This is a genomic window from Klebsiella sp. M5al (assembly GCF_002090195.1).
Lineage (GTDB): Bacteria > Pseudomonadota > Gammaproteobacteria > Enterobacterales > Enterobacteriaceae > Klebsiella > Klebsiella grimontii.
Genome location: NZ_CP020657.1, coordinates 3,730,477 through 3,756,541, shown reverse-complemented (window position 1 = coordinate 3,756,541; position 26,065 = coordinate 3,730,477). Strand labels below are relative to the sequence as shown.

General features: G+C 56.6%; 24 protein-coding genes and 1 pseudogene. 10 read left to right on the top strand and 15 right to left on the bottom strand.

The features are described 5' to 3' along the window. The first annotated feature begins 46 nt into the window (after window positions 1-46). Window positions 47-2,107 carry an oligopeptidase B gene (ptrB, locus tag BWI76_RS18075; RefSeq protein WP_004134815.1) on the top strand — a complete coding sequence of 687 codons (2,061 nt, stop codon included), beginning with the start codon at window positions 47-49 and terminating at the stop codon, window positions 2,105-2,107. A 6-nt stretch (window positions 2,108-2,113) separates the two neighbouring features. Here ptrB and exoX read toward each other — a convergent pair whose 3' ends face one another. Next, window positions 2,114-2,773 (bottom strand): exodeoxyribonuclease X, encoded by a 660-nt coding sequence (gene exoX, locus BWI76_RS18070; protein ID WP_004134816.1) that lies wholly within the window; start codon window positions 2,771-2,773, stop codon window positions 2,114-2,116. A gap of 78 nt (window positions 2,774-2,851) precedes the next feature. Next, window positions 2,852-3,082: a DNA polymerase III subunit theta gene (locus BWI76_RS18065; protein ID WP_004103351.1), complete on the bottom strand. Its 231-nt coding sequence runs from the start codon at window positions 3,080-3,082 to the stop codon at window positions 2,852-2,854. Window positions 3,083-3,217: 135 nt separating this feature from the next. Here BWI76_RS18065 and yobA point away from each other — a divergent pair, with 135 nt between their 5' ends. The 3 genes from yobA to BWI76_RS18050 are packed head-to-tail and all read left to right on the top strand — an operon-like array spanning window position 3,218 to window position 4,821. Next, window positions 3,218-3,592 (top strand): CopC domain-containing protein YobA, encoded by a 375-nt coding sequence (gene yobA / locus BWI76_RS18060; RefSeq protein WP_004134817.1) that lies wholly within the window; start codon window positions 3,218-3,220, stop codon window positions 3,590-3,592. 4 nt (window positions 3,593-3,596) lie between these two features. Beyond that, window positions 3,597-4,466, top strand: coding sequence for a copper homeostasis membrane protein CopD (copD, locus tag BWI76_RS18055; protein WP_004134819.1), 870 nt, complete (start codon window positions 3,597-3,599; stop codon window positions 4,464-4,466). Window positions 4,467-4,482: 16 nt separating this feature from the next. Further along, window positions 4,483-4,821, top strand: a complete 339-nt coding sequence (locus BWI76_RS18050) for a YebY family protein (RefSeq protein WP_004103344.1) — start codon at window positions 4,483-4,485, stop codon at window positions 4,819-4,821. A gap of 384 nt (window positions 4,822-5,205) precedes the next feature. Here the strand turns inward: BWI76_RS18050 and BWI76_RS18045 are convergent, their stop codons facing one another. The 7 genes from BWI76_RS18045 to BWI76_RS18020 form a co-directional block, all read right to left on the bottom strand. Then, window positions 5,206-6,165, bottom strand: coding sequence for a spore coat protein U domain-containing protein (locus tag BWI76_RS18045; RefSeq protein WP_004134821.1), 960 nt, complete (start codon window positions 6,163-6,165; stop codon window positions 5,206-5,208). A 14-nt stretch (window positions 6,166-6,179) separates the two neighbouring features. Then, on the bottom strand, window positions 6,180-8,510 hold the full coding sequence (locus BWI76_RS18040; protein WP_049089570.1) for a fimbria/pilus outer membrane usher protein: 2,331 nt from the start codon (window positions 8,508-8,510) through the stop codon (window positions 6,180-6,182). Between the two features lie 2 nt (window positions 8,511-8,512). Beyond that, window positions 8,513-9,277, bottom strand: a complete 765-nt coding sequence (locus tag BWI76_RS18035; RefSeq protein ID WP_004134823.1) for a molecular chaperone — start codon at window positions 9,275-9,277, stop codon at window positions 8,513-8,515. A gap of 18 nt (window positions 9,278-9,295) precedes the next feature. Further along, entirely contained in the window at window positions 9,296-9,814 is a 519-nt protein-coding gene (locus BWI76_RS18030) for a spore coat U domain-containing protein (protein ID WP_049099811.1), read from the bottom strand. A 22-nt stretch (window positions 9,815-9,836) separates the two neighbouring features. Next, entirely contained in the window at window positions 9,837-10,388 is a 552-nt protein-coding gene (locus tag BWI76_RS18025) for a spore coat U domain-containing protein (protein ID WP_004134826.1), read from the bottom strand. A 577-nt stretch (window positions 10,389-10,965) separates the two neighbouring features. Next, window positions 10,966-11,109 (bottom strand): Ecr family regulatory small membrane protein, encoded by a 144-nt coding sequence (locus BWI76_RS28180; protein WP_004134828.1) that lies wholly within the window; start codon window positions 11,107-11,109, stop codon window positions 10,966-10,968. 111 nt (window positions 11,110-11,220) lie between these two features. Continuing rightward, the gene (locus BWI76_RS18020) at window positions 11,221-12,165 is read right to left on the bottom strand and encodes a VirK/YbjX family protein (protein ID WP_064371573.1); all 945 of its coding nucleotides are present in this window, start codon (window positions 12,163-12,165) and stop codon (window positions 11,221-11,223) included. A gap of 165 nt (window positions 12,166-12,330) precedes the next feature. Here BWI76_RS18020 and pphA point away from each other — a divergent pair, with 165 nt between their 5' ends. After that, complete coding sequence (gene pphA / locus BWI76_RS18015) at window positions 12,331-12,984, top strand: protein-serine/threonine phosphatase (RefSeq protein ID WP_004134833.1); 654 nt, start codon at window positions 12,331-12,333, stop codon at window positions 12,982-12,984. On the opposite strand, the gene BWI76_RS18010 is transcribed toward pphA, so the two are convergent. From BWI76_RS18010 to yebS, 5 genes are all read right to left on the bottom strand, one after another. After that, window positions 12,981-13,172, bottom strand: coding sequence for a YebW family protein (locus BWI76_RS18010; protein WP_004134836.1), 192 nt, complete (start codon window positions 13,170-13,172; stop codon window positions 12,981-12,983). The two genes, pphA and BWI76_RS18010, sit on opposite strands and share 4 nt — an antisense overlap. A gap of 97 nt (window positions 13,173-13,269) precedes the next feature. Further along, window positions 13,270-13,509, bottom strand: a complete 240-nt coding sequence (locus tag BWI76_RS18005; protein ID WP_004103329.1) for a YebV family protein — start codon at window positions 13,507-13,509, stop codon at window positions 13,270-13,272. Between the two features lie 115 nt (window positions 13,510-13,624). Next, the gene (gene rsmF / locus BWI76_RS18000; RefSeq protein WP_074168728.1) at window positions 13,625-15,058 is read right to left on the bottom strand and encodes a 16S rRNA (cytosine(1407)-C(5))-methyltransferase RsmF; all 1,434 of its coding nucleotides are present in this window, start codon (window positions 15,056-15,058) and stop codon (window positions 13,625-13,627) included. A 78-nt stretch (window positions 15,059-15,136) separates the two neighbouring features. Continuing rightward, on the bottom strand, window positions 15,137-17,770 hold the full coding sequence (locus tag BWI76_RS17995) for a PqiB family protein (RefSeq protein ID WP_004122010.1): 2,634 nt from the start codon (window positions 17,768-17,770) through the stop codon (window positions 15,137-15,139). Next, window positions 17,739-19,022: a membrane integrity lipid transport subunit YebS gene (gene yebS / locus BWI76_RS17990; RefSeq protein WP_049099796.1), complete on the bottom strand. Its 1,284-nt coding sequence runs from the start codon at window positions 19,020-19,022 to the stop codon at window positions 17,739-17,741. Before yebS ends, BWI76_RS17995 begins: the two co-directional genes overlap by 32 nt. Before the next feature lie 132 nt (window positions 19,023-19,154). Here yebS and BWI76_RS17985 point away from each other — a divergent pair. From BWI76_RS17985 to htpX, 4 genes and pseudogenes are all read left to right on the top strand, one after another. Further along, window positions 19,155-19,668 (top strand): annotated as a pseudogene (locus BWI76_RS17985) (GAF domain-containing protein). Between the two features lie 81 nt (window positions 19,669-19,749). After that, entirely contained in the window at window positions 19,750-20,433 is a 684-nt protein-coding gene (proQ, locus tag BWI76_RS17980; protein WP_004122005.1) for an RNA chaperone ProQ, read from the top strand. A 19-nt stretch (window positions 20,434-20,452) separates the two neighbouring features. Beyond that, a complete protein-coding gene (prc, locus tag BWI76_RS17975; protein ID WP_024359858.1) occupies window positions 20,453-22,501 on the top strand; it encodes a carboxy terminal-processing peptidase in 2,049 nt (682 codons plus the stop codon). A 236-nt stretch (window positions 22,502-22,737) separates the two neighbouring features. After that, on the top strand, window positions 22,738-23,619 hold the full coding sequence (gene htpX / locus BWI76_RS17970) for a protease HtpX (RefSeq protein WP_004122003.1): 882 nt from the start codon (window positions 22,738-22,740) through the stop codon (window positions 23,617-23,619). Between the two features lie 74 nt (window positions 23,620-23,693). Here htpX and BWI76_RS17965 read toward each other — a convergent pair whose 3' ends face one another. After that, entirely contained in the window at window positions 23,694-25,067 is a 1,374-nt protein-coding gene (locus BWI76_RS17965) for an MFS transporter (protein WP_004134847.1), read from the bottom strand. Between the two features lie 177 nt (window positions 25,068-25,244). On the opposite strand from BWI76_RS17965, the gene kdgR reads away from it, so the two are divergent. Beyond that, the gene (gene kdgR, locus BWI76_RS17960) at window positions 25,245-26,036 is read left to right on the top strand and encodes a DNA-binding transcriptional regulator KdgR (RefSeq protein WP_004134849.1); all 792 of its coding nucleotides are present in this window, start codon (window positions 25,245-25,247) and stop codon (window positions 26,034-26,036) included. Window positions 26,037-26,065 lie beyond the last annotated feature (29 nt).

Genomic DNA, 26,065 nt, shown 5'->3' with positions numbered 1-26,065 from the left:
GCCTGAAAATTTTACTACCCAATACAAGCCGCAGAAGAATAAGCAGATGCCACCAAAAGCGAAACGGATCCCCCATGCCATGACCTTACATGGCGACACGCGAATCGATAATTACTACTGGCTGCGCGACGACGATCGCTCGCAGCCGGAAGTGCTTGATTATCTGCGCCAGGAAAATGAATACGGCAAAAAAGTGATGTCTTCGCAAAGTAGCCTGCAGGATAGGGTGCTTAAGGAGATTATCGACCGTATTCCACAGCGCGAAGTGTCGGCCCCCTACAGCAAAAATGGCTATCGCTACCGTCAGGTCTATGAACCGGGCTGCGAGTACGCGATTTATCAACGCCAGCCGGTAGTCAAAGAGGAGTGGGATGAATGGGACGTCCTGCTTGACGGCAACCAGCGTGCGGCCGGTAGCGAATTCTATACCCTCGGCGGATTAGGCGTTTCGCCCGACAATAGCCTGATGGCGGTGGCGGAAGACTATCTCTCCCGGCGGCAGTATAGCTTGCGCTTCTTTCCCTTAAACGACGACCGGCAATTTGCGGAAGTGCTGGAGAACGTGTCGCCTGATTTTGCCTGGAGTAATGATTCGCAGACCCTGTGGTACGTGCGTAAACATCCCACCACGCTGCTACCGTATCAGGTCTGGCGCCACCGTCTGGGGACGCCGGCCAGTGCGGATGTTCTGGTGTATGAAGAGCAGGACGATACTTTTTACGTCAGCGTGCACAAGACGACTTCCCAGCAGTTTGTGGTGATTTATCTGGCCAGCGCGACCACCAGCGAAGTGCTGCTGCTCAATGCGGAAATGACCGACGCCGAGCCGGTCTGTTTTCTACCGCGGCGTAAAGATCATGAATATAGCCTCGATCACTATCAGCACGCTTTTTATCTGCGCTCCAATCGCGAAGGCAAGAACTTCGGTCTTTATCGCAGCACCCTGCGCGATGAGCAGCAGTGGGAGACCCTGATCGCGCCGCGTCACGAAGTGATGCTGGAAGGTTTTACCCTGTTTACCGATTGGCTGGTGGTGGAAGAGCGCCAGCGCGGGCTAACCAGCCTGCGCCAGATCAACCGTAAGACAAGAGAGTCCCAGGGCATTGCCTTTGACGATCCGGCCTATGTGACCTGGCTTGCCTATAACCCGGAGCCGGAAACCTCGCGCCTGCGCTACGGCTACTCCTCCATGACAACCCCGGATACGCTGTTCGAGCTGGATATGAATACCGGCGAGCGGCGGGTGCTGAAACAACAGGAAGTCAAAGGATTTGATGCCAGCCACTACCGCAGCGAGCACCTGTGGATCATCGCCCGCGACGGCGTTGAAGTCCCGGTCTCGTTGGTCTACCGTGATGAACATTTCCGCAAGGGCGCCAGTCCGCTGCTGGTGTACGGCTACGGCTCCTATGGCGCCAGCATGGACGCGGATTTCAGCGCCAGCCGCCTGAGCCTGCTCGACCGCGGCTTTGTGTTCGCTATCGCCCATATTCGCGGCGGCGGCGAGCTGGGCCAGCAGTGGTACGAAGACGGCAAGTTTTTGTGCAAGAAAAATACCTTCAACGATTATCTCGACGTCTGCGATGCGCTGCTGGCGCAGGGCTACGGCGATCCGCGGTTTTGCTACGGCATGGGCGGCAGCGCCGGCGGTATGCTGATGGGCGTGGCGGTAAACCAGCGGCCGGAGCTTTTCCACGGCGTGGTGGCCCAGGTTCCCTTTGTGGATGTTCTTACGACGATGCTCGATGAGTCGATCCCGCTGACCACCGGCGAGTTTGAAGAGTGGGGGAATCCCCAGGATGAAGACTACTATCGCTATATGAAAAGCTACAGCCCGTACGACGGCGTTCAGGCACAGACGTATCCGCATCTGCTGGTCACCACGGGCCTGCATGATTCGCAGGTACAATACTGGGAGCCGGCAAAATGGGTGGCGAAACTGCGCGCGCTGAAAACCGACGATAACCTGCTGCTGTTGTGTACCGATATGGATTCCGGCCACGGCGGTAAATCCGGCCGTTTTAAAAGCTATGAGGGCGTGGCGCTGGAGTTCGCGTTTCTGATTGGCCTGGCGCAGGGGACGCTGCCGGGCCAGGCGGAGGTATAGCGCCGATTACTCCCCGAGATAGTGCTTCAGCGTCAGGCGCAGCTCGGGGCTCATGCGATCCAGGTTATTGAACAGCCAGCGCAAATAGCCAGGATCGTTTTCCGCCACTTCCGAGACTGGCTTACCGCGATATTTGCCGAAGGTAAAGGTGGAGAGCAGCGCCGGGCGGCCGGTAATGGTCGCCATCTCTTCAGGCGTCCAGCCGGAGGTGTTGATGATATCGAGCAGCAGGGCGGCGGTGATATAGCAATCATAAAGCGCCCGGTGATGATGCAGTCCCGGTGGCGTCGCGACGCTGAGCTTGCGCGATTTATACAGCCCCATATTGCTGTACTTGATGCCTGGCCACAGGCGGCGCGCCAGCTTCATCGTGCAGATCCACTCGCCCTGCATTTCCGGCAACACCCGGCGGTCAAAGCTGGCGTTATGGGCGACATACCACGGGCTGCCCATATACAGCGGCACAATCTCCTCGATCCACGGCTTATCGGCGACCATCTCTTCGGTGATACGGTGAATCGCCATCGCCTGCGGGCTGATAGGACGATCGGGACGAACCAGGTGGCTCATGGGATTGGTAATTTGTCCGTCGATGATATCTACCGAGGCGATTTCAACAATGCCTCCCTGCAATCCGCAGGTTTCTGTATCGATTACGCGCAGCATGGCTCGCTCCAGGCCAAAGAAACCAGCGTAATGCAATGCGCAGGTCTTGCCAACTCGGATGTCCGCAGAGGACGGGAATTATTTCTGTTTCGGTTCATAGGGCAGGCGAGAGAGCGAAACGGAGGCCAGCCGATGGGCAATCAGACGCTCGCGAAACCAGCCGCGCAGGTGTTCGGGCTGCTCTCTTTCGACAAGATCGGCGACCACCGGCATATTGTAGCGCTCTTTAAAGGCGACCCCCGCCGCAGCGAGATCGACGTTCACTTTGTCCATCTCCTCCTGGGATAATTTAGCTAGGTTCTTTTCCATCGGTTTCTCCTCTGATAATGCCGCAAAAAGTACTAAGCACGCGGCAAAAAGGCAAGTCTCAGACGCTTAGCTCGACTGCGCCATTATACAGGGTTATTCTCTGTGCTACATACATAACAAAAAGGAATGACAACTATGCCAATCATCGCCGGACGCGCCCTGCGTCTGTCTCTGTTTCTCGCCGGTTGCCTGACCTCCGCAGGCGCATTTGCCCACGCCCATTTGCAACAACCGCTGCCGGCCGCCGGTAGTGAGGTGGACGCGTCACCGCAGGCGCTGACCCTGAGCTTCTCCGAAGGCATCGAAACGCAGTTTAGCGGCGTCACCCTCACCGGGCCGCAGCAGAAAGCGATCCCCCTCGGCAAACCCGTCCGCAGCGACAACAATAAGGCCCAGCTCACGGTACCCGTCGAGCAGGCGTTGACGCCGGGCGCATATACCGTTGACTGGCACGTGGTCTCCGTAGATGGCCATAAGACGAAAGGACAATACACCTTTACCGTGAAGTAAACCGATGCTCAGTGCCGTCTATGTCAGCCTGCGCTTTATCCATTTCATCACGCTGATGGTCGCTTTCGGCTGCCTGCTTTACGGCGCGTGGTGGGCGCCAGCGGCCTTGCGCCGTCTGATGATGCAGCGCTTTTATCCGCTAATGCGCCATTTACTGTTGGCTAGCGCGCTGTCGGCGCTGCTGATGCTGATGGCGCAGGGCGGCCTGATGGGTAACGGCTGGCCTGATGTCTGGCAGCCGGCCATCTGGCAGGCGGTGGCCGGGACGCAGTTTGGCGGCGTGTGGGTATGGCAAATTTTACTCGCCTTTGTGGCGTTGGCGGTGGTCTGGCTGAAGCCCCGACGCCCAGGACGTTTACTGCTGGTGCTGTTTTGCGCCCAGTTGCTGCTGCTGGCGGGCGTCGGACATGCCGCGATGAACGATGGCTGGCTGGGGATAGTGCAGCGGACCAATCATGCGCTGCATCTGTTTTGCGTGGCCAGCTGGTTTGGCGGTCTGCTGCCGTTTATCTACTGCCTTCGCCTGGCGCACGGCCGCTGGCGGCAGGCCGCCATATGCACCATGATGCGGTTTTCGCGCTACGGGCATCTGGCGGTTGCCGGCGCCATCGCCAGCGGCGCGGTAAATGCGCTGCTGATCCAGGGCGGGTTGATTAGCGCCTCGCCCTGGGGGCGTATGCTGTTGTTCAAATGTGCGCTGGTGGCGGCAATGGTGGCAATTGCGCTGGTGAACCGGTATGTTCTGGTGCCACGCATGTCGGCAGGCGGAACGCGAGCGGAGCAGCTCATCGTGCGCACCACGCAGATAGAGATTGCGCTGGGGGCGCTGGCGCTGTTTGCCGTCAGCCTGTTTGCCACCTGGGAACCTTTCTGAATAAACTGGTTAAATCATGAAAAAAATCGTTCTGACAATGTTGTTATTGGCAAGTTCTGGCGCTGCGCTGGCGGCGCCGCAGGTGATTACCGTCAGCCGCTTTGAGGTGGGTAAGGAGAGCTGGGCGTTTAACCGTGAAGAGGTGATGCTGACCTGCCGTCCGGGCAATGCGCTGTTCGCCATCAATCCCAGCACGCTGGTGCAGTACCCGCTAAACGACATCGCCGAGCAGCAGATGAAAGACGGTAAAACTAACGCGCAGCCGATTTCCGTGATCCAGATTGACGATCCGCAGCAGCCGGGACAAAAAATGAGCCTGGCGCCCTTTATTGAGCGCGCGCAGAAGCTCTGCTGATCGCTGCCTGCATCCCGCTGTATTTACATGAAAAAAACCGCCATCCCCCGATATCGGGCGTGGCGGTTTTTTGTTGGCATCAGCAATTTTGATACGAATTATTCGTCCACTTTTGTCACGGACTGGAAAACCTGACACGGTAAACTATTCTTATAAGGCAAGGCGACTTAGCCTGCATTAATGCCAACTTTTAGCGCACGGCTCTCTCCCAAGAGCCATTTCCCTGGACCGAATACAGGAATCGTGTTCGGTCTCTTTTTATCTATTTTTCACAAATCGCAGATTCCCTTGCAAAACCCCACTCGCTTTTTTCGGGGCTTTTTTCTTATACCACAACAATAATTTCCTAAACATTTCTTTTACAAAAAATCGTCTGCTAACGTTTTAGTAGCTAACGGTCACCAGTACGGTATCGGTATAGGTTCCGGCAGGCTGGTTACTCTGGGTCGGGTTTATCTTTAGGATATAGTTTGCGGGCTGCGCGGCGCCGGAGCCGGTCACGCTGAGATTGTTATTTTCCGTCCATGCGCTGCCGTTGGGCTGGTAAAACTGATACTGCAGCCAGGCGGTAGCCTGGTTCGCGATAGGCTGGCTCATCTGCCGCCAGTCGCCGACGCTGGCGTTGGTGCTGGCGAGGTTGACGGTATAGGCCGCGTTTTTCGTGCAGCGGATGGCAAGCTGGCCGCTGTAGTTGCTAAAACCGGACGGAAGGGCGGCAGAGGCAAATTCGACGTCCGGCGCGCTGTCGATATAGCAAACATTGGTCACCTTCACCGACACATTGACCGTTGAGGTCAGGGTGCCGTTATTCGGAATACATATCTTAATGCCCAGTAGGTCGAGCCCGACGTAGCAGAACCGGTACACCCAGGTGATGGTTAACACATCGCTATAGGTACCGGCGGGGACGTTGGCTCCCGGGGTGGTTCTGAAGTAGAGCGGCATGGTGCCGTCGCTTGAGTTAAATAAACCCAGCAGTTCGAGCAGCGTTGTTCTGGACCAGCTAATAACGCCCCCGTCCTGATAGGCCGGCGAGCACGAAGCGTCAGAACAGACGCTGTAAGGGATGGCGTCGCCCGCGCCATTAAGCAACCGCGGAACGCCGTTGCTCTTGTTGGCCGACGACAGGGTGGCGCTTAATGTGTTGGTTGAGTTCAGCGCCACCAGTTCCGGGGTACAGTAAAACCCTGCGCCAGCCATCACGCCCTGAGGCGCGCTGTTGAGGGCAAAGGAATTCACCGGTCCGATAACCGGCGCGCTGGTTTTGATGCTGCAAGCGGCCAGCGCGTTGCTCGTTAGCCCAAGGAGAAAGAGCAGCGCGCAGATCGGGAGGATACTTTTCAACTTGATCTCCACTGTTATGGATGACAGCTAACCGGACCTATCCGTTGCGGAACCGGCGTTGTTTCCGGGAGCGCAAAGCGCACGCGGCATGGAAACGCCCCGGCGTTGACTATGACTTCATTGTCGCGCGTGAGATGCGAGAACCAGGCGACGCCGTCGTAGCCCACCAGACCGCGCTGTTTGCTGTTCACTTCCTCGACCGGCGTACCGACCGGCAGCGGCTGCCCCTGAGCATCGACGAAGACAATGGTTGCCGAACGCACGCGGTTAACCGGGAATTCAACCAGCGCGCCGCTGCCTTCACGCACGGCGATGCGCTTCTCCACCGTCAGCGCTTCGGTGTCCGTTGGCAATGGCAGCGTATCGAGGGTGATTTTTCCCGGATACCACGCCGTCGCCCATGGGATCAGCAAATGGCCGTTTTTATCCGTCACGCCGACTTTGCGGTTTTCATAGTTCACCGCAATATTCGGGTAGTTACCGGTGGAGACAACGATAAACGCGTCGTTAATCTGCCGGGCGAAGAACAGACTGTTATCCATCAGCACCACCGATCCCGTGGCTTCAAACCAGCTGTGACGATCGTTGCGCGAGCCGTAGTAGCCTCCGCTCAACGTTGACACGCGATTGATCCAGGTGAGATCCGCCTGGCTATAATTATCGCCGCCCACCGAATGGGCGAGGTTCCAGCCAAGCCCGCCTTCTGCCGGAGCGGAGCGGTTGAGGCTGATATTTTCGCCCCATTGACCGGAGCTGGCGCGCTGGCCGCTTAACTGCATAGAGCTTTGCGAATCGAAAGGGATGATTATCTGCAGCATGCTGGAGTAGCTACCTTCCTGCAGATCGCGGTTTACGCTCAGGTTGAGGCTGCTGCTTAGCCACAGGCTACGGCTCCAGGAGAGGTTCAGCAGGCGGGTGCGCGAACGATCCTCGGCCTGGATATCAAAGTAGCCAATGCTAAAAGAACCGAGGGCGCTTCCCCACGGGCTCAGGCTCAGCGTGGCCTGGTCTGACTGGCGGCTGAGCGTGGCGCTAGAGCCATAGGTGCTGAGGTTGTCGTAGCTGGCGCTGCGGCGGATATGCTGATAGTTCACTCCCCAGCTGTTGCCGTAGTAGGAGTAACCCGAGGTGAACTGGTTTCCGTCTCCTTCGCCGCGGCTGGCGCTGCCCGACAGGCTGAGGGTACCCAGATTTCCTACCCCAATATCGCCGCCTAGCCCGGCATTGGTTAATCCCTGACGGTCTTCGGTATGCGCCGAGAGCGTAAGCCAGTGGGTTAATCCATAGCGATAAATCGCGCTCACCGCGCCGGCGCCATAATCGGCATTCTTGATGCCGTAGTTGTTGCGCAGGGCGCCAAGGGTGAAATCAAAATCGCTCAGGCCTTCCCGCAGGAGGGTATTGGAGACATAAAAAGGAACGCTGGTGGAGACCTGACGGCCAAGGGCGTCGGTGGTCACTACCGTCGCTTCGCCGGCGCCGCTGATCCACGGCACGTTGGTCAGCGTATAGGGGCCGCCATTAACCTGCGACGAGCTGGTTTTATAACCGTTAATAAACAGGTCGACGCTTGAAGGGACCGCCGCGCTGCCGGATAAGTTAAGCAGCGGATATGTCACCAGATCCGGGCGAACGCTGAAGTTGCGGCTTATGCGTAGCCCCCCCATGCGCACGGAACTGCTCCAGGTCAGGGCGTTACTGACCACGTCGCCGGCCTGGTAGCTTATCATCTGCTCGCTATCGCTGTATTTCCACAGGGTGTCGTAGCGCATATAGCCCTGCTGTTGATAGCCCGTTGCAGACCAGTTTTGCCGGATCGCGGCGTTATTGGAAAGGACGCCCGGCGGACCAAAAAGACGCGTTTCGGTGAAGGTGCTGGTGGTTTGCGTGCCGCCGGATGAAAAGAGGCTGTAAGCGTCGTAGTTAAATAAAATCCCCGGACTGCCGATCGCGGCCTGGTATTGTTGTCCCATGGTCTCCCCGATGCGCTGTTCGGGGAGCCACTGGTCCGGAACCTGAAGCTTAAGCACTTGCCCCGGCTGGTCGTATTCCACCTTAACCGAGGGGAGCGTCGTGACATCCACCAGCGCATCGTGGGTTTGCAGAGGAATATGCGCTTGCCTTAGAACGCTGGCCGCGACCCAGTAGTGACCAGCGTTGACCTTTACCGGAACGGCGTTGGCAAGGATATTGCCGTTGACCGATAAGCTGAGGTACAGCTCATACTCCTGCTTTTCGCCGTAGGATGCCGCAGGGGCGGGCAGTGAATCATAGGTCGCGGCGCAGGCCGTCACCGATGCCATCGCCAGCAGCCCTCCGGACGCCGTCCTTTTCAGGTCTCTCATTTTCAACGATTCGCCGGAATTTCCACCGCCTGACCGTTATCCGTTAATTTCGCGAACAGATGCATGCCTGATGGCACGGAAGACTTTCCGCCGCTCGGGAAACAGGCCTTTTTCTGCGCCAGAACGTAGCCGAGAAGGCCATTAGCCTGGGAAATTTGGCCTTTGCCGCTCGCGTTCGCCCAGTAAACCGTACTGAGCCTGGCGTGTTGACTGCCTCTATTCTCGATGCACAGCGTCTGGCGGTTATTTTGCTGCGCGAGCGACCAACGCAGCGTCGTCCTTACCGATTCGACTGAACCCGCGTTCTTTAGCGGCGCGAGGCCTTGCCCATAGGTAAACAGCGGCAGGACATAGCGCATGCGCATTTTCAGCCCTGCAGAGTTCTGTTCCGTCTGGGCTACCGGCTGCGCGGCTGGGATCTCATCGATAACAATGCGGTAGGACTGCTCTTTGCCGTTGGCGATGGGGGCGACGCGCATGAGCCGCACCAGCTGGCGCTGCCCCGGCGCTACCGTGGTAAAAGGGGGGCTGGCGACAACATCGCGCTGGTCGGCGTAGACGTCCGCTGACGCTTTTTGATCCCAGGCAAAAACGCGCAGCTGCAAATTAACCGGCGAACTGCCGCGATTCTCCAGCCACAGTTCAGAACCTTTCTCATGGCTTTCGATAGTTTGAAAGATAGGCCATACCAGGACGGAGCTTGCGGCCAGAACCGATGAGGGAAGAGATAAAGCGAATATAAACGGCGCAAATCTACAGCGAATCATAGTTAACCTGTGAATTATCTAATAGGTCAGCGTGACGGTGACCGTGTCGGTATAGGAGCCCACCGCCGGGAAGCCATTCGTGGCAAAAAGGCGGCCATAAACCGTGTAGGTTTGCGTGGTGCTCGGAAATGATGCGACGCTCAAGGCTTGCGTACTGTTGCCCCAAACGTTAGCGCGGTTGGCGTCCTGATAAAGCTGATACGCCAGGGTGTTGTTGTTGCCGTTCGACATGTAGCGCTGGCTGGCTGAGCCGCCGTTGACGCCATAGTCGAGGGCGATTGAAATAGCGGTGCCGGGCGTGCAGGTGACGATGATTGAGCCTGCGCCAGAGGTACTGGCGACATCAACGTTGCTGTATAGCGATGACAGGGTGCCAAAACTCAGGGTGCCGAAATCTGTTGTTTGGGAGCCGTCTCCGGCGCCAAGCGCGCAGCCTGCGGCGATCTGCGCGGAGACTTTAAACGTCTTCTGGACAACGGCGGCATGGGTGCCTGAGGTAAAAAGCAGAATTAATGTAAGCCACTCGGGTCGAAGCATGACGCCCATTTTCCTTATGCGATTACCAGGTTAACGTCGCGGTGACGATGTCGTCATACACATCGGCCGTCGGCGCATTGACGCTCTGGTCTTCGGGGCGGATGCGGGCAAAAACAGGAATAGCCTGAGGATTGCCGGTGCCAACGATAGGTATCGTGCCGCCGGGCAAAATTTCATTACTGCGGGCGGCATCTGAATAGAGCCGATAGGCAATCTGCTGGGTACCGCCGGCGTTTTTCATATAGCGCAGCGCTGCATCGCCAAACTGGCCGCCGTCAAGCGTCAGGGTCGAGTCGAGGTCCTCGGTGCAGGTCACGGTTAGCGCGCTTCCGCCGCCGCTGCCGGTGACTTCCGCATCAATGGAGTTGGCGAGATCGCCATAGGCGCCGAAATTAATGTTGCCCCAGCGGTTATTCTCGCCATTGCGGACGTTCGATACGCTGCATCCGCTGCCGAGCGTCACCTGGACGCCAATCTGGCCGCTTAAGGTTCCCGCTGCGAAAGCCGGTTGACTAATAACGATGGCGCTCAGTAAGCCGCCCAGCACAGTGCGCGAGATGGTTTTGACGTTCATAGAGAACCTCTTAGTGGAAAGCCGCTGAAGAAAAACAACAATATAGTGATAGACGTTGGTCACCGGGTAACTGCCACGGTTTTGTTGGTTAACGTATAACTACTCCTGCGGAATATGTGTAATTTTGTATTAATTGCTGATAATTTGTTTTTTATTGGTTTGTTGTGCTGTATTAGTGCTATTTATATGGAGTCAAATGCCTTATGTTAATTAATTGTTGGTGTTATGTTTTTTATTTGTGTTTTCAAGGGAGCGTAAAAATAAGGTGATTTTTTTTAAATCACAATCTGGCGCAAACTTTGCAACAAAAAATCTGGACAAAAAGCCGGGCGTAGACACTGGGCGCCGTGCAGTGAGGGAGAGGAGAAAACACCTGCACGAAATCAGGCCCATAGTGCAGGTGAAATGTACGGGCCAACATCGGAAGAGACCCAGTATACACATTTGTATGACAAATGAAATAATAGACAAGAAACGGCATTAACTTTTTTAGCGGTTATTTTTCTGAGCGCTTGACGGGTTATTGCCGGATGAAAGGAAGACCGTAACTTACGGGGTAAAAATAATCGGTAATGATTTATTCCGGCGCGACGAAGGAGGGATACAGCCATGTTTCCAGAAAGCTCACCAGGAACCATATTTGTCCGCTAAAAATAAACCACAAAGCAGCGGCCAAAATAATCAGCAGGATAGCCAGCAGGAGTATTTCAGTTTTGCTCATAACTTCACTAGCCGTCCGTAAGGAATACAACGAAGTTATGATAGTAACTAAAGCGCCGTAGAAGATGCAAACGCCGTCGTGCTAAACGGCGTTGGTGAAACGGCTGGAGATCTAATCCATGAGTATCGCCATCTGAGCGGCCATATCATCCAGCAGTTGAAAGCGGCGACGATATTCAGCGCGCTTCTTGCTGGCGATGCTCTCAAGCGTCTTTCTTTCCAGCTGCAGCGGTAAGCGCCAGCGCCAGGCGCCGTCGGCGACGCCATCGATAGATTGCCAGAACTCATCGTAGCTGGCGTGAAAATGACGTCCTTTACTCAGCCGATAGCGCAGCGCGCGGAAGACGTGACCGTTATCGCTGACCCCGTAAATATGATGAACGTGGCAGCGCGCCGCCATCATCCAGATAAACTCCAGCAGCAGGCGTTTTGGGAACAGGCCGTAACAGGCGCGCGTCGCCCGCTTAATTACGTCATGCGGGATATTGCTGCGCGGCCCCTGCAGACCGCCGATGGTCAGCTGCCATTGCTCCTGCTGGCGGGTGACGCTAAAGGTCGCGCTGGCCAGCACGGTCTCATCGCTATCGCGCAGCCATAGCGTCGTCTCGCCCTCGCGTTCGGCTTTACCCGCCGAGGAGGCGGAGAGCGTAAACCGGCTGTCGTCTTTGCCCGTTAGCTTAAGCAGCGGCGTCTCTTTCGCGGCGGTCATGGCACCCGCAAGGCGCGAGCCTCCCAGGGAATCGACAAACTGGTAGTGGCTGATAATGGCCTGCGCGCGCTGGCTGGCGTTTAATCCGCGGGTCAAATACTGGCGATGAACTTTGCCCGGCAGCGTCACCTGAGCGGCCAGCAGCTGATTGAAGTCCGCACGCGCCGCCAGGCTCTCCAGCATGCTGCGCGTTGGCGCATAAAATAATGCCGTGCGCAGCAAAAACTTAAGCCGGTAATGGCGTTGTTGCCAGATGGGGGCAGGGGTTAGCCGACCCATCACCAGATCGGCAATAAGATTTGGGCGTCGTTCAACTACGCTGGCTGAATGCAGGCTGTTATCCGTCACGATGAATACCTCGGAGTTATTTAGCCTCTATTCTATGGATATATCTCGGGGAGCTTAATGCCTCGCCGGACTATATTTGCCTTTCGTTTAAAGTCGATTGAGGTGCCAATATTACGGGCGTTGAAGTGACGGATTTTTCCTATAATTATGCCAGGAGGACATAATATGTATCAGCGCATTAACGGTTCCGCCTGGCGTAATATCTGGCTGGTGGGCGACCTGCACGGCTGTTTCGCACGTCTGATGGCGGCCCTTCGCGAGCGCAGGTTTGACCCTTATCAGGACCTGCTTCTCTCGGTGGGCGATCTGATCGATCGTGGGCCACAAAGCGCGCAATGCCTGGATTTACTGCGCTATCGCTGGGTTTGCGCGGTGCGTGGAAACCATGAGCAGATGGCGCTGGAGGCGCTTGCGGGCGGCGACATGCGGCTCTGGGAGATGAACGGAGGCGGCTGGTATACGCAATCCCCGCAGAACCAGAGGCGGCGCCTTGCGGAGCTTATCGCCTCCTGCCGCGACCTACCGCTGATTATCGAACTCCACAGCGGTGGGCAGGTGCACGTGATTGCCCATGCTGATTACCCCGCCGCGGTATATCGCTGGCAGCGCGCCGTCGATGAGCATCAGGTGTTGTGGCGTCGGCAGCGGCTTACCGACCATTTCGCCGGGCGACACGGCGCGATTGCCGGCGCCGATCATTTCTGGTTCGGCCATACGCCGCTCCAACGGCGCTACGACAGCGATAACCAGCATTATATCGATACAGGGGCCGTATTTGGTGGAGAGCTAACCCTGGTGGCGCTACAGCTGGCGGGCTAAAAATCGCTGTATTCTCGGGCGGGGAGCCAGAAACTGTCGATAAAATCTTCTACCGGAAAGCAGCCGCCGTGGCGTATCCGCTGATCGTCCATGGCGGTTATGCACTGCCGCTCGTTATCGTAAACATCAACAACGATATCTTCACAGCCGCCGTCCAGGTAACAAATAAACAGTACTAAGGCAAACATCCTGGCCTCATATCCTGAAAAACATATTGTTAAGTGTAGGAGATGTCGGAAAAGCGGGGAAATAAATAACCCGTCTCAGGCGACGGGTTCATTTGAATCAGGCGAGGCGCATGATCCAGGCATCGGACTGGCGATCGTAGTGCTTACGGTAGAGGACGGAATGTTCACCATCAAGTATGGCGGGCACGCTGGTGTCCGCGTCCCATGCATCAAGCTGCATGCATAAATCCGGATCGGATTTGCAGGGAATGCTTAACGTTCGCTCTCCCTGCTGTTCGCCGTGCAGTTCGGCGTCGTCTATTTCAAACGCGCCGATACGTACGCTGGTTTTACTCATAAATTCACCCCGTTTGTCTGCTAATTTGTGGTACGACCAGTTGAGGCCGACATTTTTCAGCGTAGACAAACGGGCGTAAAGCGCCAGTGAAAAAGTGCTGTTTTTCGAGGCGCCATCACGCTTTTTTGCTAAAAAGCTTACCGTCGCGCACCAGTTCGCGGGGATAGCTGTTTTTTAAACGCGACCCGACTTTTTTCGCCAGCCCGAGCGGCGCGCCCTGATAGGTGACAATCGCATCATCCTTCTCCGGGAGCGTTTCCGGATAGACGTCGCGACCGCGGTACCACTCTTCCGCTTCGGCCTGAGTCAGCGCAAAGGGCGCGGCCGGCGCGGCAAGCGCAATCACCGCTTCGTGCTGCCAGCGGTAGCCTTTGTTGTGGGTTTCTGCGAGCCGGATCCCGATGCGGGAAAAGCGCACTTTACCGAACAGCGCTTCGAGCGCCTGCGGGAAGAGCCAGATTTCTTTATCACGCTGCCAGAGCGTATGCTCGGCGCTCCACTGCAGACCGACGGCGGCGGCGGCGGCAATAACGGCGGCGGATTCGCGGGTTTTAAGCGGCGTGAAGGGGAATTTCCCGACTTTATAGCCCGGCGCCGGGAGCGGCTCGATGGCGGCGGTTTTGCGTAAGCGGGCGACGAAGAACCCTTCGCAGTCAAAAATCTGCGGAAAGACGTGCAGGAAACCCTCGTCGGTCAGCGCTTCGCTGGCCTGGGGGAACAGCGAGCCGAGCGGCAGAACTTGCACCGCCTGCGGATAGCGCGCTAGCAGCCCGTTGACCACCTCTTCGTTTTCTTGCCGGTTCAGGGTGCAGGTGGAGTAAACCAGCATCCCGCCGGGGCGAAGGGCGTGAAACGCGCTGTCGATAAGTTCACGCTGGGTTAGCGCGATCTCCGCGTTGCTTTCCGGTGACCAGTTTTTCAGCGCATCGGGGTCTTTACGTACTACCCCTTCGCCGGAGCAGGGGGCGTCGAGCAGGATCGCGTCAAAGCATTCCGGCAGCGCGGCGCCGAATACCCGACCATCGAAATGGGTCAGCGCCACGTTGCTAATTCCGCAGCGGCTGATATTGGCGTGCAGGACTTTAACCCGGCTGGCGGAATACTCATTGGCCAGAATGCCGCCTTCATTGCCCATGCGCGCGGCGATTTGCGTGGTTTTAGAGCCCGGCGCGGCGGCGACATCCATCAACCGCTGCGGCGTTTCACCATCGGCAAACAGCGCGGCGACCGGCAGCATGGAGCTGGCTTCCTGGATATAAAACAGCCCGCTAAGATGCTCGGCCGTGCTGCCCAGCGGCAGGTCGTCTTCGTCTTCACGCTCGATCCAGAAACCCTCTTCGCACCACGGAACCGGCGTGAGCTGCCAGCGATAGGGGGCTACCAGCTGCAAAAAATCAGCCACCGTGATTTTCAGCGTATTGACGCGAATGCTCCGCCGCAGCGGGCGCTGGCAGGCGGCGATAAAGTCGTCAAAAGAGAGATGCGTCGGCATGGCCGAACGCATTTGAGCGAGGAATTCTTCAGGAAGATAGACAGCGTTTTGAGCCACGGGGAGCGCACCACAAGGAAAAAAGGGGGCGTAGTTTACCATAAAGGCTCCGGCGGCGGACACCGGAGCCTGTTATGCTTAGCGCGGCAGGGCGGTGCCCCATTCGCGCCACTCTTTCGGTTCGCTCTCCAGCAGCAGGAAGTGTTTGCCATCCTGCGCTTTCGGCGCCAGCGGCGTACCCGGAGGCGTGGCAAACGCGATACCGCCGCGAATGAACTGATTAAAGGTACCGGTTTTCACCACCCCGCCAATCAGGCCAAAGTCGAGGCTATAGCCGGAAGCCAGCCAGAACACCGAGTTGTTGCGCACCAGATACTGATAACGCTTGCTGATTCGCAGCTGTACCATCACGCGATCCGACATCGAACCGAGCATCAGGCCGGTCACCGTGCCCACTTCGAGCCCGCGGAACAGTACCGGCGTGCCGATACCCAGCGAACCCGCTTCCGGTACTTCGACGATAATGCTCAGGCCGTCGATATAGCGTGAATCACTGATCGTGGTTTCCTGAATTTCGAAATCACGACGAGGTGAACCGCGGCCAGGCTCGACGTTGATATAGGCCTGGAAAAGGGTATCCAGATGTTCAACGCCCGCCGCGGAAATCTGCGGCGTAATCACCGAGAAACGCGTTCCGGCGCGGGCAAAGGTGTTGACGTATTCCGGGTAGAGCACCGCTTTCGCCTGCACTTCGTTTTTCGCGGTAATTAAATTCAGCGACTGGATCTGACCAATATCGATCCCCAGATAGCGAATCGGCATCCCTTCGGCGATTTTACCGGCGTCGAAGGCGTGCAGGGTTATCTGCCCACCCACCGCGCGAGCGGCGGTTTCCGACGCATACAGCACCCGTTTGTTATCGATCCGCGCGCTGGCGCTGGCGCCGCTGAGGTTATCAAAGCTAATCGCGCCCTTCAGCGCGCGGGAGAGCGGGGAAGCCTGCACCGTCAGACCGCTGCCGTTAAGCTGCACTTTGGCGCCGCCTTCGGCCCAGAACACGCTGTTGCTGGTCAGCAGATGGCGATACTCCGGCTTGATATGGATATTGATCTCAAAGGCGTTTTTACGCGGCTGAACGGTGATGATCTCCCCGACCGCAAATTTACGGTACAGCACCACGGAGCCGGCCTGCACGTCCGGCAGCGTCTCGGCTGAGAGCGTAAGCGTGGTGGTCGGCAGATCGCTCATGCTGTTTTCCAGCGCCTTTTCCTGGTTTGCATACAGCGGATAGCGGCTTTGCATCGCCCCCTTGTCGCCCGGAATAATGCGGATCCCGCCGTTGACCCATTCGCTGGCGCTGGCGCCGAGGAACTGCACGCCGTCGATGCCGACTTTGACGTCAATCCGGCTGTTGACCACGAATTTGCTATCGCCGCGAACCAGTGAACGGTACTCCGGCATAATCGCCACCTGGAAAGTGACGCCATCGGCGTTCAGCTTGCGCTCCAGAACCTGACCAATCTGTACGCCGTGCAGAATGAGCGGCTGCCCGGCGTCGATACCGTAGCTCTCCGGCGCGGTGAGCGTGACGGTCGCGACATCCGGTTCTTCCAGAATGGATTTATCGGCAGGCAGTACCGCAAACTGGTTACGCGGCTCACCTTCACCGGGGACCAGTTCAAAGGTAGTGCCAGTCAGCAGGGCGCTGACGCTGGGGTTATCCAGAGAGATTTTCGGCTTCTTCATCTGAATCAGCGTCTTCTCGCGCAGCAGGCTGACGACGCTCGGATCGACGGTCATTTCGCCGGTCACTTTCCCGTCGGAATTGAGATTCATCTTGCTGAGCTGGCCAACCTCGAGACCCTGGTACATCAGCGGCGTAGAGCCGGCTTTTAAGCCCGCGCCGTCGGGAAGATCCAGTTTGACCACCACCCCACGCTGGCTGTGCGCCAGGTCTTCATATAAATGATAATCCGTGTTCTGCTGAGCCTGCGCAGAGTCATCGGGGGAATCAAAGGCGATGGCGCCGTTCACCAGCGCCGAGAGGCTATCCAGCTGGACCTTCGCGCCGCTCAGGCTGACATCTGCTTTCACGCCGGAGACGTTCCAGAAACGGCTCTCTTTTTTCACCAGGTTCGTGAAACGGCGCTCGATCAGTACGTCAATCGTGACGCCCTGATTGTTCGGGTTAATAGCGTAGTCATACACCCGGCCGACCGGAATTTTGCGGAAATAGACCAGCGAGCCGCTGGTTAACGAGCCCAAATCCGCTGACTTGAGATGAATCATCAGCTCGCCGTTATTGATGTGATACTTCGGCTGGGTGTCGAGAGCGACAAAGTGATCCTCAGGCTCGCCCTGACCGGGCATCATGCCGATATAGTTGCCGCCAACCAGCGCATCGAGGCCCGACACGCCGGCAAGAGAAGCTTTCGGCGTCACCAGCCAGAACTGCGTCTCCTTGCGCAGCGCATCTTTCATATCGCCTTTGACGCTGGCTGAAACCTCAATTTTACTCAGATCTTTACTCAGCGAGATATTCTCGACCGTACCGACTTCTACCCCCTGATAGCGGATAGGCGTGCGCCCAGGAACGATACCGTTGGCCGACTGGAAGTCGATAACGATCGTCGTACCGCGATCCTGATAGCTGGTCCATATCAGCCAACCGGCAATCAGTAGCGCAATGACCGGCAGCAGCCAGAAGGGCGAAATGCGGCGTTTAGTTTTAATTTTGGCTTCAGTCGGCGAAGCGGGCGTTTCCTGACTCATGTGCGTCCCAAAGTAAGCGGCTGTCCAGCCATTCAACAGCAAGGATAGTTAATATTACCGCGGCGCCAAAATAGACCGCGGCGGGCCCCATCGTAAACGCGAGGAGCTGATCGCGGTTGATCAGCGACATGGTTAATGCGATGACAAAAAGATCCAACATAGACCAGCGGCCGATCCAGGTAATCAGCCGCAGCAGCAGGATGCGGGTACGTAACCCCTGTTCACACTTGAATTGTATGCTGACCAGCAGGGTAAACAATACAATAACTTTGGTGAATGGGACCAGAATACTGGCGATGAACACCACTCCGGCGATGGCCACGTTGCTGCTGGCCAGCGACATAATGCCGGAAAGAATGGTGTCGTCCTGGCGCGCGCCGTTGACGTAGATAATCGAGATCGGCAGCAGGTTGGCAGGCAGCAGGAAAACCATCGACGCGATCAGCGCGGCCCAGCTCTTTTGCAGGCTTTGGCGGCGCCTGTGGCGCAGGGGCGTGTGACAGCGGCGGCAGCGCCCGCGGGAATCACGATGTCCGGTATAATGACAGCCGAGACAAACCTGGAGATTATTGTCCGGCCGCAGCGCCGGGCGCTGGGGATAAAAACGCTCCCACAGCTCCTCAACGTTCATATGAATAAGCGTCAGGATGCTGAGCAGGGTGAGCGCGATATAGGCGATAAGCCCGATGCCGGGCTGCAGAAAGGCGTAATCTTGTACTTTGATTGAGGCGACGCCGATACCGACCAGGTAAATATCCAGCATCACCCACTCTTTGAGCCGCTCCAGCATCAGCAGTATCGGGCGCAGATTCATGCCCAGCACGTTACCCAGCCACAGGTAGGCGATTGAGACGACCAGCAGCACCGGCGCGACGACCGCGCAAAACAGCACCATCGCCGCCGTGAGCGGATCGCCCTGGCCGGTCATTTGCCAGATGCCCTGAAGGACGTTAGCGTCGATGCGCACGCCTAAGAGATGTAAGCGCAGAAGCGGTTCGCTCCAGGCAAAAGGCATCAGCAGCAGCATCGCGATCGCCATGCTGCCCAGCCGGGTAAGCGACCAGTCGCGGCCATCGCGCACTTTGGCGTTGCAGCGAGGACACCAGGCGCTTTGATTCTTTTTGAGGACCGGTAAACGAAACAGCAGATCGCACTGCGGGCAGCGCTGATAGTGAGCGTGCGCAACAGGCGCGCTGACCGAGTAGACGATCATTTTTTTTGCTGGCGTAATCCTGGGTGTTTTTAGTGGCATTTATAGCTTACAGAAATGAGTGTATCTCTCTATCTTAACTCAGGAATGAATTCATCTTGAGCATGAATGCATTTAAAGCTTATTTTATTAGGCTGTAAGTGTAAGGTAGTAAGACAACTAAGCGAATAAATAATGAACAAACAAGAATTCTACGCGGATCTGAACCGCGATTTTCAGGCGTTAATGGCAGGCGAAACCAGTTTTCTGGCCATGATTTCAAATACCAGCGCGCTGCTGTTCGAGCGGCTGGCTGAAGTGAACTGGGCCGGTTTTTATCTCCTGGAAGGCGATACGCTGGTCCTTGGCCCGTTCCAGGGCAAGCTGGCCTGCGTGCGGATTCCGGTAGGGCGCGGCGTATGCGGCGCTGCCGTTGCGCAGAATCGCGTGCAGCGGGTAGAAGACGTTCACGCGTTTGATGGTCACATCGCCTGCGACGCCGCCAGTAATTCGGAAATTGTCTTCCCGTTACGGGTGAACGATCGGACTATCGGCGTGCTGGATATCGATAGCACGGCCCATTCCCGCTTCACCGCTGAAGATGAGCAGGGGCTGGCAGAACTGGTCGCGCATCTGGAAAAACTCATTTCTGCGACTGATTATCAAAAAATATTCACCCGCGTCGCAGGATAATCAACGGATAACGTAGCATTTACCGATGACGTCATTATAATGACGCCTGTTCATGCCTGCGGCTTGTTGGCTACGTCCGTTGTAATCAGGAAATTTCATGGAAAATCAACCTAAGTTGAATAGCAGTAAAGAAGTCATTGCGTTTCTGGCCGAACGCTTCCCTCAGTGTTTTAGCGCTGAAGGCGAAGCTCGCCCCCTGAAAGTCGGTATTTTTCAGGATCTCGTTGAGCGCGTTGGCGGAGAGATGAATCTCAGCAAAACCCAACTTCGCGCTGCACTGCGTCTTTATACTTCGAGCTGGCGCTACCTGTACGGCGTTAAGCCTGGCGCAGTCCGCGTTGACCTCGACGGCAACCCGTGCGGCGAACTGGAAGAGCAGCATGTCGCTCACGCCCGCCAGCAGCTTGAAGAAGCAAAAGCCCGCGTCCAGGCGCAGCGTGAAGCGCAGCAAGCGAAAAAACGCGAAGCCGCCGCCGCCGCTGGCCAGCCGGAAGAGGGGGCTCGTCGCGAGCGTAAACCTCGTCCTCAGGCTCAGGCGCGTCGTAAAGAAGGCGCTGAGCAGCGTAAACCGCGCCCGGCACCAGCAGCTAAAGCGCCGCGCGAAGAGCGCCATACCCCTGTATCAGATGTGTCTGTATTGACCGTTGGCCAGGCACTGAAGGTGAAAGCAGGTAATAATGCAATGGACGCCACCGTCCTGGAAATCACCAAAGATGGCGTTCGTGTACAGCTGACTTCTGGTATGTCAATGATTGTACGCGCAGAACACCTGGTGTTCTGAAACGGAGGCCGGGCCAGGCATGAACAAATTCTTTAAGCTCACCGCGTTGGCGGGCCTGCTGGTAATCGCAGGCCAGTCGTTCGCCGTGGACGATATAACCCGGATTGATCAAATCCCCGTGCTGAAAGAAGAGCCGCAGCACGCAACGGTGAGCGAGCGCGTGACATCGCGCTTTACCCGTTCCCACTACCGTCAGTTCGATCTCGACAATGCCTTTTCGGCAAAAATTTTCGATCGTTATCTGAACCTGCTGGATTACAGCCATAACGTGCTGTTGGCCAGCGACGTGGCGCAGTTTGCCGCGAAAAAGAATCAAATCGGCGATGAGCTGCGCAGCGGGAAGCTGGACGTTTTTTACGACCTGTATAACCTGGCGCAGAAACGTCGTTTCGAGCGTTATCAATATGCATTGAAAGTGCTGGAACGTCCGATGGACTTTGCCGGCAATGATAACTTTAACCTTGACCGCAGCAAGTCGCCCTGGCCGAAAGATGAAGCCGAGCTGAATGCGCTGTGGGATGCCAAGGTGAAGTTCGATCAGCTCAGCCTGAAGCTGGCGGGCAAAGATGATAAAGAGATTCGCGAAACCTTAACCCGCCGCTACAAGTTTGCCATTCGCCGTCTGGCGCAAACCAACAGCGAAGATGTTTTCTCACTGGCGATGACCGCCTTTGCGCGTGAAATCGACCCGCATACCAACTATCTCTCACCGCGCAATACCGAGCAGTTCAATACCGAAATGAGCCTGTCTCTCGAAGGTATCGGCGCGGTATTGCAGATGGATGACGACTACACGGTGATCAATTCGCTGGTGGCCGGCGGTCCTGCGGCGAAGAGTAAAGCCATCAGCGTGGGTGACCGTATCGTTGGCGTCGGCCAGCCGGGTAAAGGCATGGTTGATGTGATCGGCTGGCGTCTTGATGACGTGGTCGCGTTAATCAAAGGTCCAAAGGGCAGCAAGGTTCGCCTGGAGATCCTGCCTGCGGGTAAAGGCGCGAAAACGCGGATTGTTACCCTCACGCGCGAACGCATCCGTCTTGAAGACCGCGCGGTTAAAATGACCGTCAAAACCGTCGGCAAAGAAAAAGTTGGCGTGCTGGATATCCCTGGTTTCTATGTTGGCCTGACGGATGACGTGAAGGTTCAGTTGCAGAAGCTGGAGAAACAGAACGTCAGCAGCATCGTTATCGACCTGCGCAGCAACGGCGGCGGAGCGCTGACCGAAGCGGTTTCGCTTTCTGGTCTGTTTATTCCATCCGGTCCGGTTGTTCAGGTGCGCGATAACAACGGTAAAGTGCGCGAAGACAGCGATACCGACGGCGTGGTGTACTACAAAGGCCCGCTGGTGGTGCTGGTCGACCGTTTCAGCGCCTCGGCTTCTGAAATTTTCGCCGCCGCGATGCAGGACTACGGTCGCGCGCTGATCGTCGGGGAGCCGACCTTTGGCAAGGGGACCGTCCAGCAGTACCGTTCGCTGAACCGGATCTACGACCAGATGCTGCGTCCTGACTGGCCGGCGCTGGGCTCCGTACAGTACACCATTCAGAAATTCTATCGCATCAACGGCGGTAGTACTCAGCGTAAGGGTGTGACGCCGGACATCATGATGCCGACCGGAACGGAAGAGCGTGAAACCGGTGAGCAGTATGAAGATAACGCGCTACCGTGGGACAGCGTCAATGCGGCAACCTACGTGAAATACGGTGACCTGACGCCGTTTGGGCCGGAGCTGCTCAAACGTCACGATGCGCGTATCGCTAAAGATCCTGAATTCCAGTACATCATGAAGGACATTGCTCGCTATAACGCGATGAAAGACAAACGCAACATCGTCTCCCTGAACTACGCGCAGCGTGAAAAGGAGAACGAAGAAGATGATGCGATTCGTCTGGCCCGCGTTAACGATCGCCTGAAACGCGAAGGCAAGCCGTTACTGAAGAAGCTGGAAGATCTGCCGAAGGATTACCAGGAGCCCGATCCGTATCTTGATGAAACGGTTCACATTGCGCTCGACCTGGCCCATGAGGAAAAGGATCGGCCCGCGGTAGAGCCCCCGGCCAGTAAATAAATCCCCAACGGGCACAATAATTTGTGCCCGTTTTCTTTTCCGTCCTTGCCAACTCTGACGGCCTGAATTCAACAAAATGTCAACGCTTTTGCCCAGCGTCAGCAATATGCTACAAAATGTAAAGTTGTGTCTTTCTCGTGACTTAGCGGGGCCTGATGGTTGAAAATTGGCGTCCTACCCATACCATGTGGGTAATCGCATAGTGCGTTTTGTTAAATCGAGGTTAAAAGAAAATTATGATGCGAATCGCGCTTTTCCTGCTGACCAACCTGGCAGTGATGGTGGTGTTCGGGCTGGTGCTAAGCCTGACGGGAATTCAGTCAAGCAGCATGACCGGGCTGCTGATCATGGCGCTGTTGTTTGGTTTCGGCGGTTCAATCGTTTCGCTGCTGATGTCGAAATGGATGGCGCTGAAATCGGTGGGTGGGGAAGTGATTGAGCAGCCGCGTAATGAAACCGAGCGCTGGTTAATGAATACCGTCGCGCAGCAGGCGCGGCAGGCGGGCATTGGTATGCCGCAGGTGGCTATCTACCATGCGCCGGATATTAACGCCTTTGCGACCGGCGCGCGCCGCGACGCGTCGCTGGTGGCCGTCAGCACCGGGCTGCTGCAGAACATGAGCCGTGATGAAGCGGAAGCGGTCATTGCGCATGAGATTAGCCACATTGCCAACGGTGACATGGTTACCATGACGTTGATTCAGGGGGTGGTGAACACCTTCGTTATCTTTATCTCGCGCGTTATCGCGCAGATTGCGGCGGGCTTTCTCGGCGGCAACCGGGATGAAGGTGAAAACAGCAACGGCAACCCGCTGATCTATTTTGCGGTCGCTACGGTGCTGGAGCTGGTATTTGGTATTCTGGCGAGCATCATCACCATGTGGTTCTCCCGCTACCGCGAGTTCCATGCCGACGCCGGTTCAGCAAAACTGGTCGGGCGTGAGAAAATGATCGCCGCGCTGCAGCGCCTGAAAACCAGCTATGAGCCGCAGGAAGCCAGCAGCATGATGGCGTTCTGCATTAACGGTAAAGCGAAATCCATGAGCGAGCTGTTTATGACTCACCCGCCTCTGGATAAGCGTATTGAAGCCCTGCGCAGCGGCGAATATCTGAAGTAACGCTCTGTTCCCGGCTGTAATAAAACAAAAATCCGCAACCTTCGGGCTGCGGATTTTTTTATGTCGATTAAGGGCTACAGCCTGGCGCGCGGCTGCGTGACGCGCAGCCCGCTGACGGCCGCGGCGACAACGGCAAGGATCCCGGCCAGCATAAGAGCGGTGTGGGTTCCGCTATTTCCTGACAGATTAAACAGCAGCGCCACCAGCGCGGCGCCGGTACTCTGCCCAAGCAGGCGCGCGGTCCCCAGCATGCCGCTTGCGCCGCCGCTACGATGAGCCGGCGCTGAAGATACGATGGTGTGATTGTTGGGCGACTGGAACAGACCAAAGCCCGCGCCGCAGAGCGCCATGCGCCAGATAATATCCAGATCCGTGGGGGCGGAGGGCAGTAAAGCCAGGCCGAACAGGCCGCAGGCCATGACGAGAAGGCCAATCGCGCCCAGCAGCCCGGCGTGAACTTTCTCAATCAAATAGCCTGCCAGCGGCGCCATCACCATGGTGGCCAGCGGCCACGGCGTCAGCAGCAGACCGGTTTCCACCTCGCTGCGTCCCATCATTGACTGCAGGAAGAACGGCAGTGAAACCATGGCCAGCATCTGGGCGCAGAAGGAGCATATCGAGGTACAAATTGATAGAGAGAATAGCGGGATACGCAGCAGGTCAATCGGCAGCAGGGGGACTGGCATCCTGAGCTGACGGCGGACAAAAAAGAATCCGACGACCAGCATGGCAACGATCTCCGCCGCAACCAGTTCGCCGGACTGGCCCTGGGCGAAACCGCCGAGCGCGGTAATCAGTAAACCAAAGGTGATGGCATTCATGATCGCGCTCGGCAGGTCGAAGCGGGTGACCTTGCTGCGGCCCGCGTTGGCGGGCAGATAGCGAATCGCGAGGAGCAGGGAAATAATGCCCAGCGGAACGTTAATCAAAAACAGCCATTGCCATGAAGCCATCGAGAGAATCGCGGCGGCGATGGTCGGTCCCGCCGCGGAGGAGACCGCCACCACGAAAGAGTTGATCCCCATTCCGCGGCCGAGAAAACGCTGGGGATAAATCAGGCGAATAAGCGCGGTGTTAACGCTCATCAGCGCCGCGCCGCCGAGGCCCTGCGCCACGCGCGCCAGGGTCAGCATTTCCAGGCTTGTGGAGAGGGCGCAGGCCAGCGACGTGAAGGTAAAAAGCGCCAGGCCGATTTTATAAATATGCCGATAGCCGACCATATCGCCGAGGAAAGAGAGCGGCAGCAGCGCGATAACAATGGCGATTTGGTAGGCATTCACTATCCAGATAGAGGATGCCGGGGACGCGTTTAAATCGCTGGCGATGGTCGGCAGGGCGACGTTGGCGATCGCCCCATCCAGCACCGCCATCGACAGGCCTAATACAATGGTCAGAATGGCACCGTAACGCTGCGGTAAAGGCAGCCCATCGGAGAGTTTTTTATCCATGTGAGGTCTGTATCTTATCGGGGACTATTAACTGGGTAATAATTTTAGCATTGATTATTCAGCGGCATGTCGCAGATTTGTAACGAATAGGCAGAAGAACGATTGCGGCTCGCGGGATGCGAATTTATAATAAAAACCGGTTCTAATTTTTATAAAACAGTTGCGATGAGGTGATAAATGGCAGTTGCAGATTTGGATAAACAGCCAGATTCTGTCTCTTCGGTATTGAAGGTTTTTGGCATCCTGCAGGCGCTTGGCGAAGAGCGTGAAATTGGCATTACCGAACTGTCCCAGCGCGTCATGATGTCAAAAAGCACCGTTTATCGCTTTTTGCAGACCATGAAATCGCTGGGGTACGTGGCTCAGGAAGGCGAATCCGAGAAATATTCTCTGACCCTGAAACTCTTTGAACTTGGTGCGCGGGCTTTGCAGAACGTTGATTTGGTACGTAGCGCTGATATTCAGATGCGCGAGCTTTCACGCCTGACGAAAGAGACCGTCCACCTGGGCGCCCTGGATGAAGACAGCATCGTTTACATCCACAAAATCGACTCAATGTACAATTTGCGCATGTACTCGCGCATTGGGCGTCGTAACCCGCTGTATAGCACCGCGATCGGTAAAGTGCTGCTGGCCTGGCGCGATCGTTCCGAGGTTGAGCAGATTCTGGAAGGCGTGGAGTACAAACGCAGCACCGATCGGACCATCACCAGCACCGAAGAGCTGCTGGCGGTTCTGGATAAGGTCCGCGAGCAGGGATATGGCGAAGATAACGAAGAGCAGGAAGAAGGGCTGCGCTGCATCGGGGTGCCGGTTTTCGACCGCTTCGGCGTGGTTATCGCCGGTCTGAGTATCTCTTTCCCGACGCTGCGTTTCTCGGAAGAGCGCCTGAACGAGTATGTCGCGATGCTGCATACGGCGGCGCGTAAAATTTCCGAACAGATGGGCTATAACGATTATCCGTTCTGATTGGTGCGTGAATCGGGCTACAGAATCTG

Excerpts from the sequence above, each read along its gene's own strand:
- BWI76_RS17965 (WP_004134847.1), bottom strand. The coding sequence starts at position 25,067 with ATGGATAAAAAACTCTCCGATGGGCTGCCTTTACCGCAGCGTTACGGT.
- ptrB (WP_004134815.1), top strand. The coding sequence starts at position 47 with ATGCCACCAAAAGCGAAACGGATCCCCCATGCCATGACCTTACATGGC.
- BWI76_RS18040 (WP_049089570.1), bottom strand. The coding sequence starts at position 8,510 with ATGAGAGACCTGAAAAGGACGGCGTCCGGAGGGCTGCTGGCGATGGCA.
- BWI76_RS18035 (WP_004134823.1), bottom strand. The coding sequence starts at position 9,277 with ATGATTCGCTGTAGATTTGCGCCGTTTATATTCGCTTTATCTCTTCCC.
- yobA (WP_004134817.1), top strand. The coding sequence starts at position 3,218 with ATGCCAATCATCGCCGGACGCGCCCTGCGTCTGTCTCTGTTTCTCGCC.
- BWI76_RS18030 (WP_049099811.1), bottom strand. The coding sequence starts at position 9,814 with ATGCTTCGACCCGAGTGGCTTACATTAATTCTGCTTTTTACCTCAGGC.
- exoX (WP_004134816.1), bottom strand. The coding sequence starts at position 2,773 with ATGCTGCGCGTAATCGATACAGAAACCTGCGGATTGCAGGGAGGCATT.
- BWI76_RS18065 (WP_004103351.1), bottom strand. The coding sequence starts at position 3,082 with ATGGAAAAGAACCTAGCTAAATTATCCCAGGAGGAGATGGACAAAGTG.
- BWI76_RS18025 (WP_004134826.1), bottom strand. The coding sequence starts at position 10,388 with ATGAACGTCAAAACCATCTCGCGCACTGTGCTGGGCGGCTTACTGAGC.
- BWI76_RS28180 (WP_004134828.1), bottom strand. The coding sequence starts at position 11,109 with ATGAGCAAAACTGAAATACTCCTGCTGGCTATCCTGCTGATTATTTTG.
- prc (WP_024359858.1), top strand. The coding sequence starts at position 20,453 with ATGAACAAATTCTTTAAGCTCACCGCGTTGGCGGGCCTGCTGGTAATC.
- BWI76_RS18010 (WP_004134836.1), bottom strand. The coding sequence starts at position 13,172 with ATGTTTGCCTTAGTACTGTTTATTTGTTACCTGGACGGCGGCTGTGAA.
- BWI76_RS18005 (WP_004103329.1), bottom strand. The coding sequence starts at position 13,509 with ATGAGTAAAACCAGCGTACGTATCGGCGCGTTTGAAATAGACGACGCC.
- yebS (WP_049099796.1), bottom strand. The coding sequence starts at position 19,022 with ATGCCACTAAAAACACCCAGGATTACGCCAGCAAAAAAAATGATCGTC.
- BWI76_RS17995 (WP_004122010.1), bottom strand. The coding sequence starts at position 17,770 with ATGAGTCAGGAAACGCCCGCTTCGCCGACTGAAGCCAAAATTAAAACT.
- BWI76_RS18050 (WP_004103344.1), top strand. The coding sequence starts at position 4,483 with ATGAAAAAAATCGTTCTGACAATGTTGTTATTGGCAAGTTCTGGCGCT.
- htpX (WP_004122003.1), top strand. The coding sequence starts at position 22,738 with ATGATGCGAATCGCGCTTTTCCTGCTGACCAACCTGGCAGTGATGGTG.
- kdgR (WP_004134849.1), top strand. The coding sequence starts at position 25,245 with ATGGCAGTTGCAGATTTGGATAAACAGCCAGATTCTGTCTCTTCGGTA.
- pphA (WP_004134833.1), top strand. The coding sequence starts at position 12,331 with ATGTATCAGCGCATTAACGGTTCCGCCTGGCGTAATATCTGGCTGGTG.
- copD (WP_004134819.1), top strand. The coding sequence starts at position 3,597 with ATGCTCAGTGCCGTCTATGTCAGCCTGCGCTTTATCCATTTCATCACG.
- proQ (WP_004122005.1), top strand. The coding sequence starts at position 19,750 with ATGGAAAATCAACCTAAGTTGAATAGCAGTAAAGAAGTCATTGCGTTT.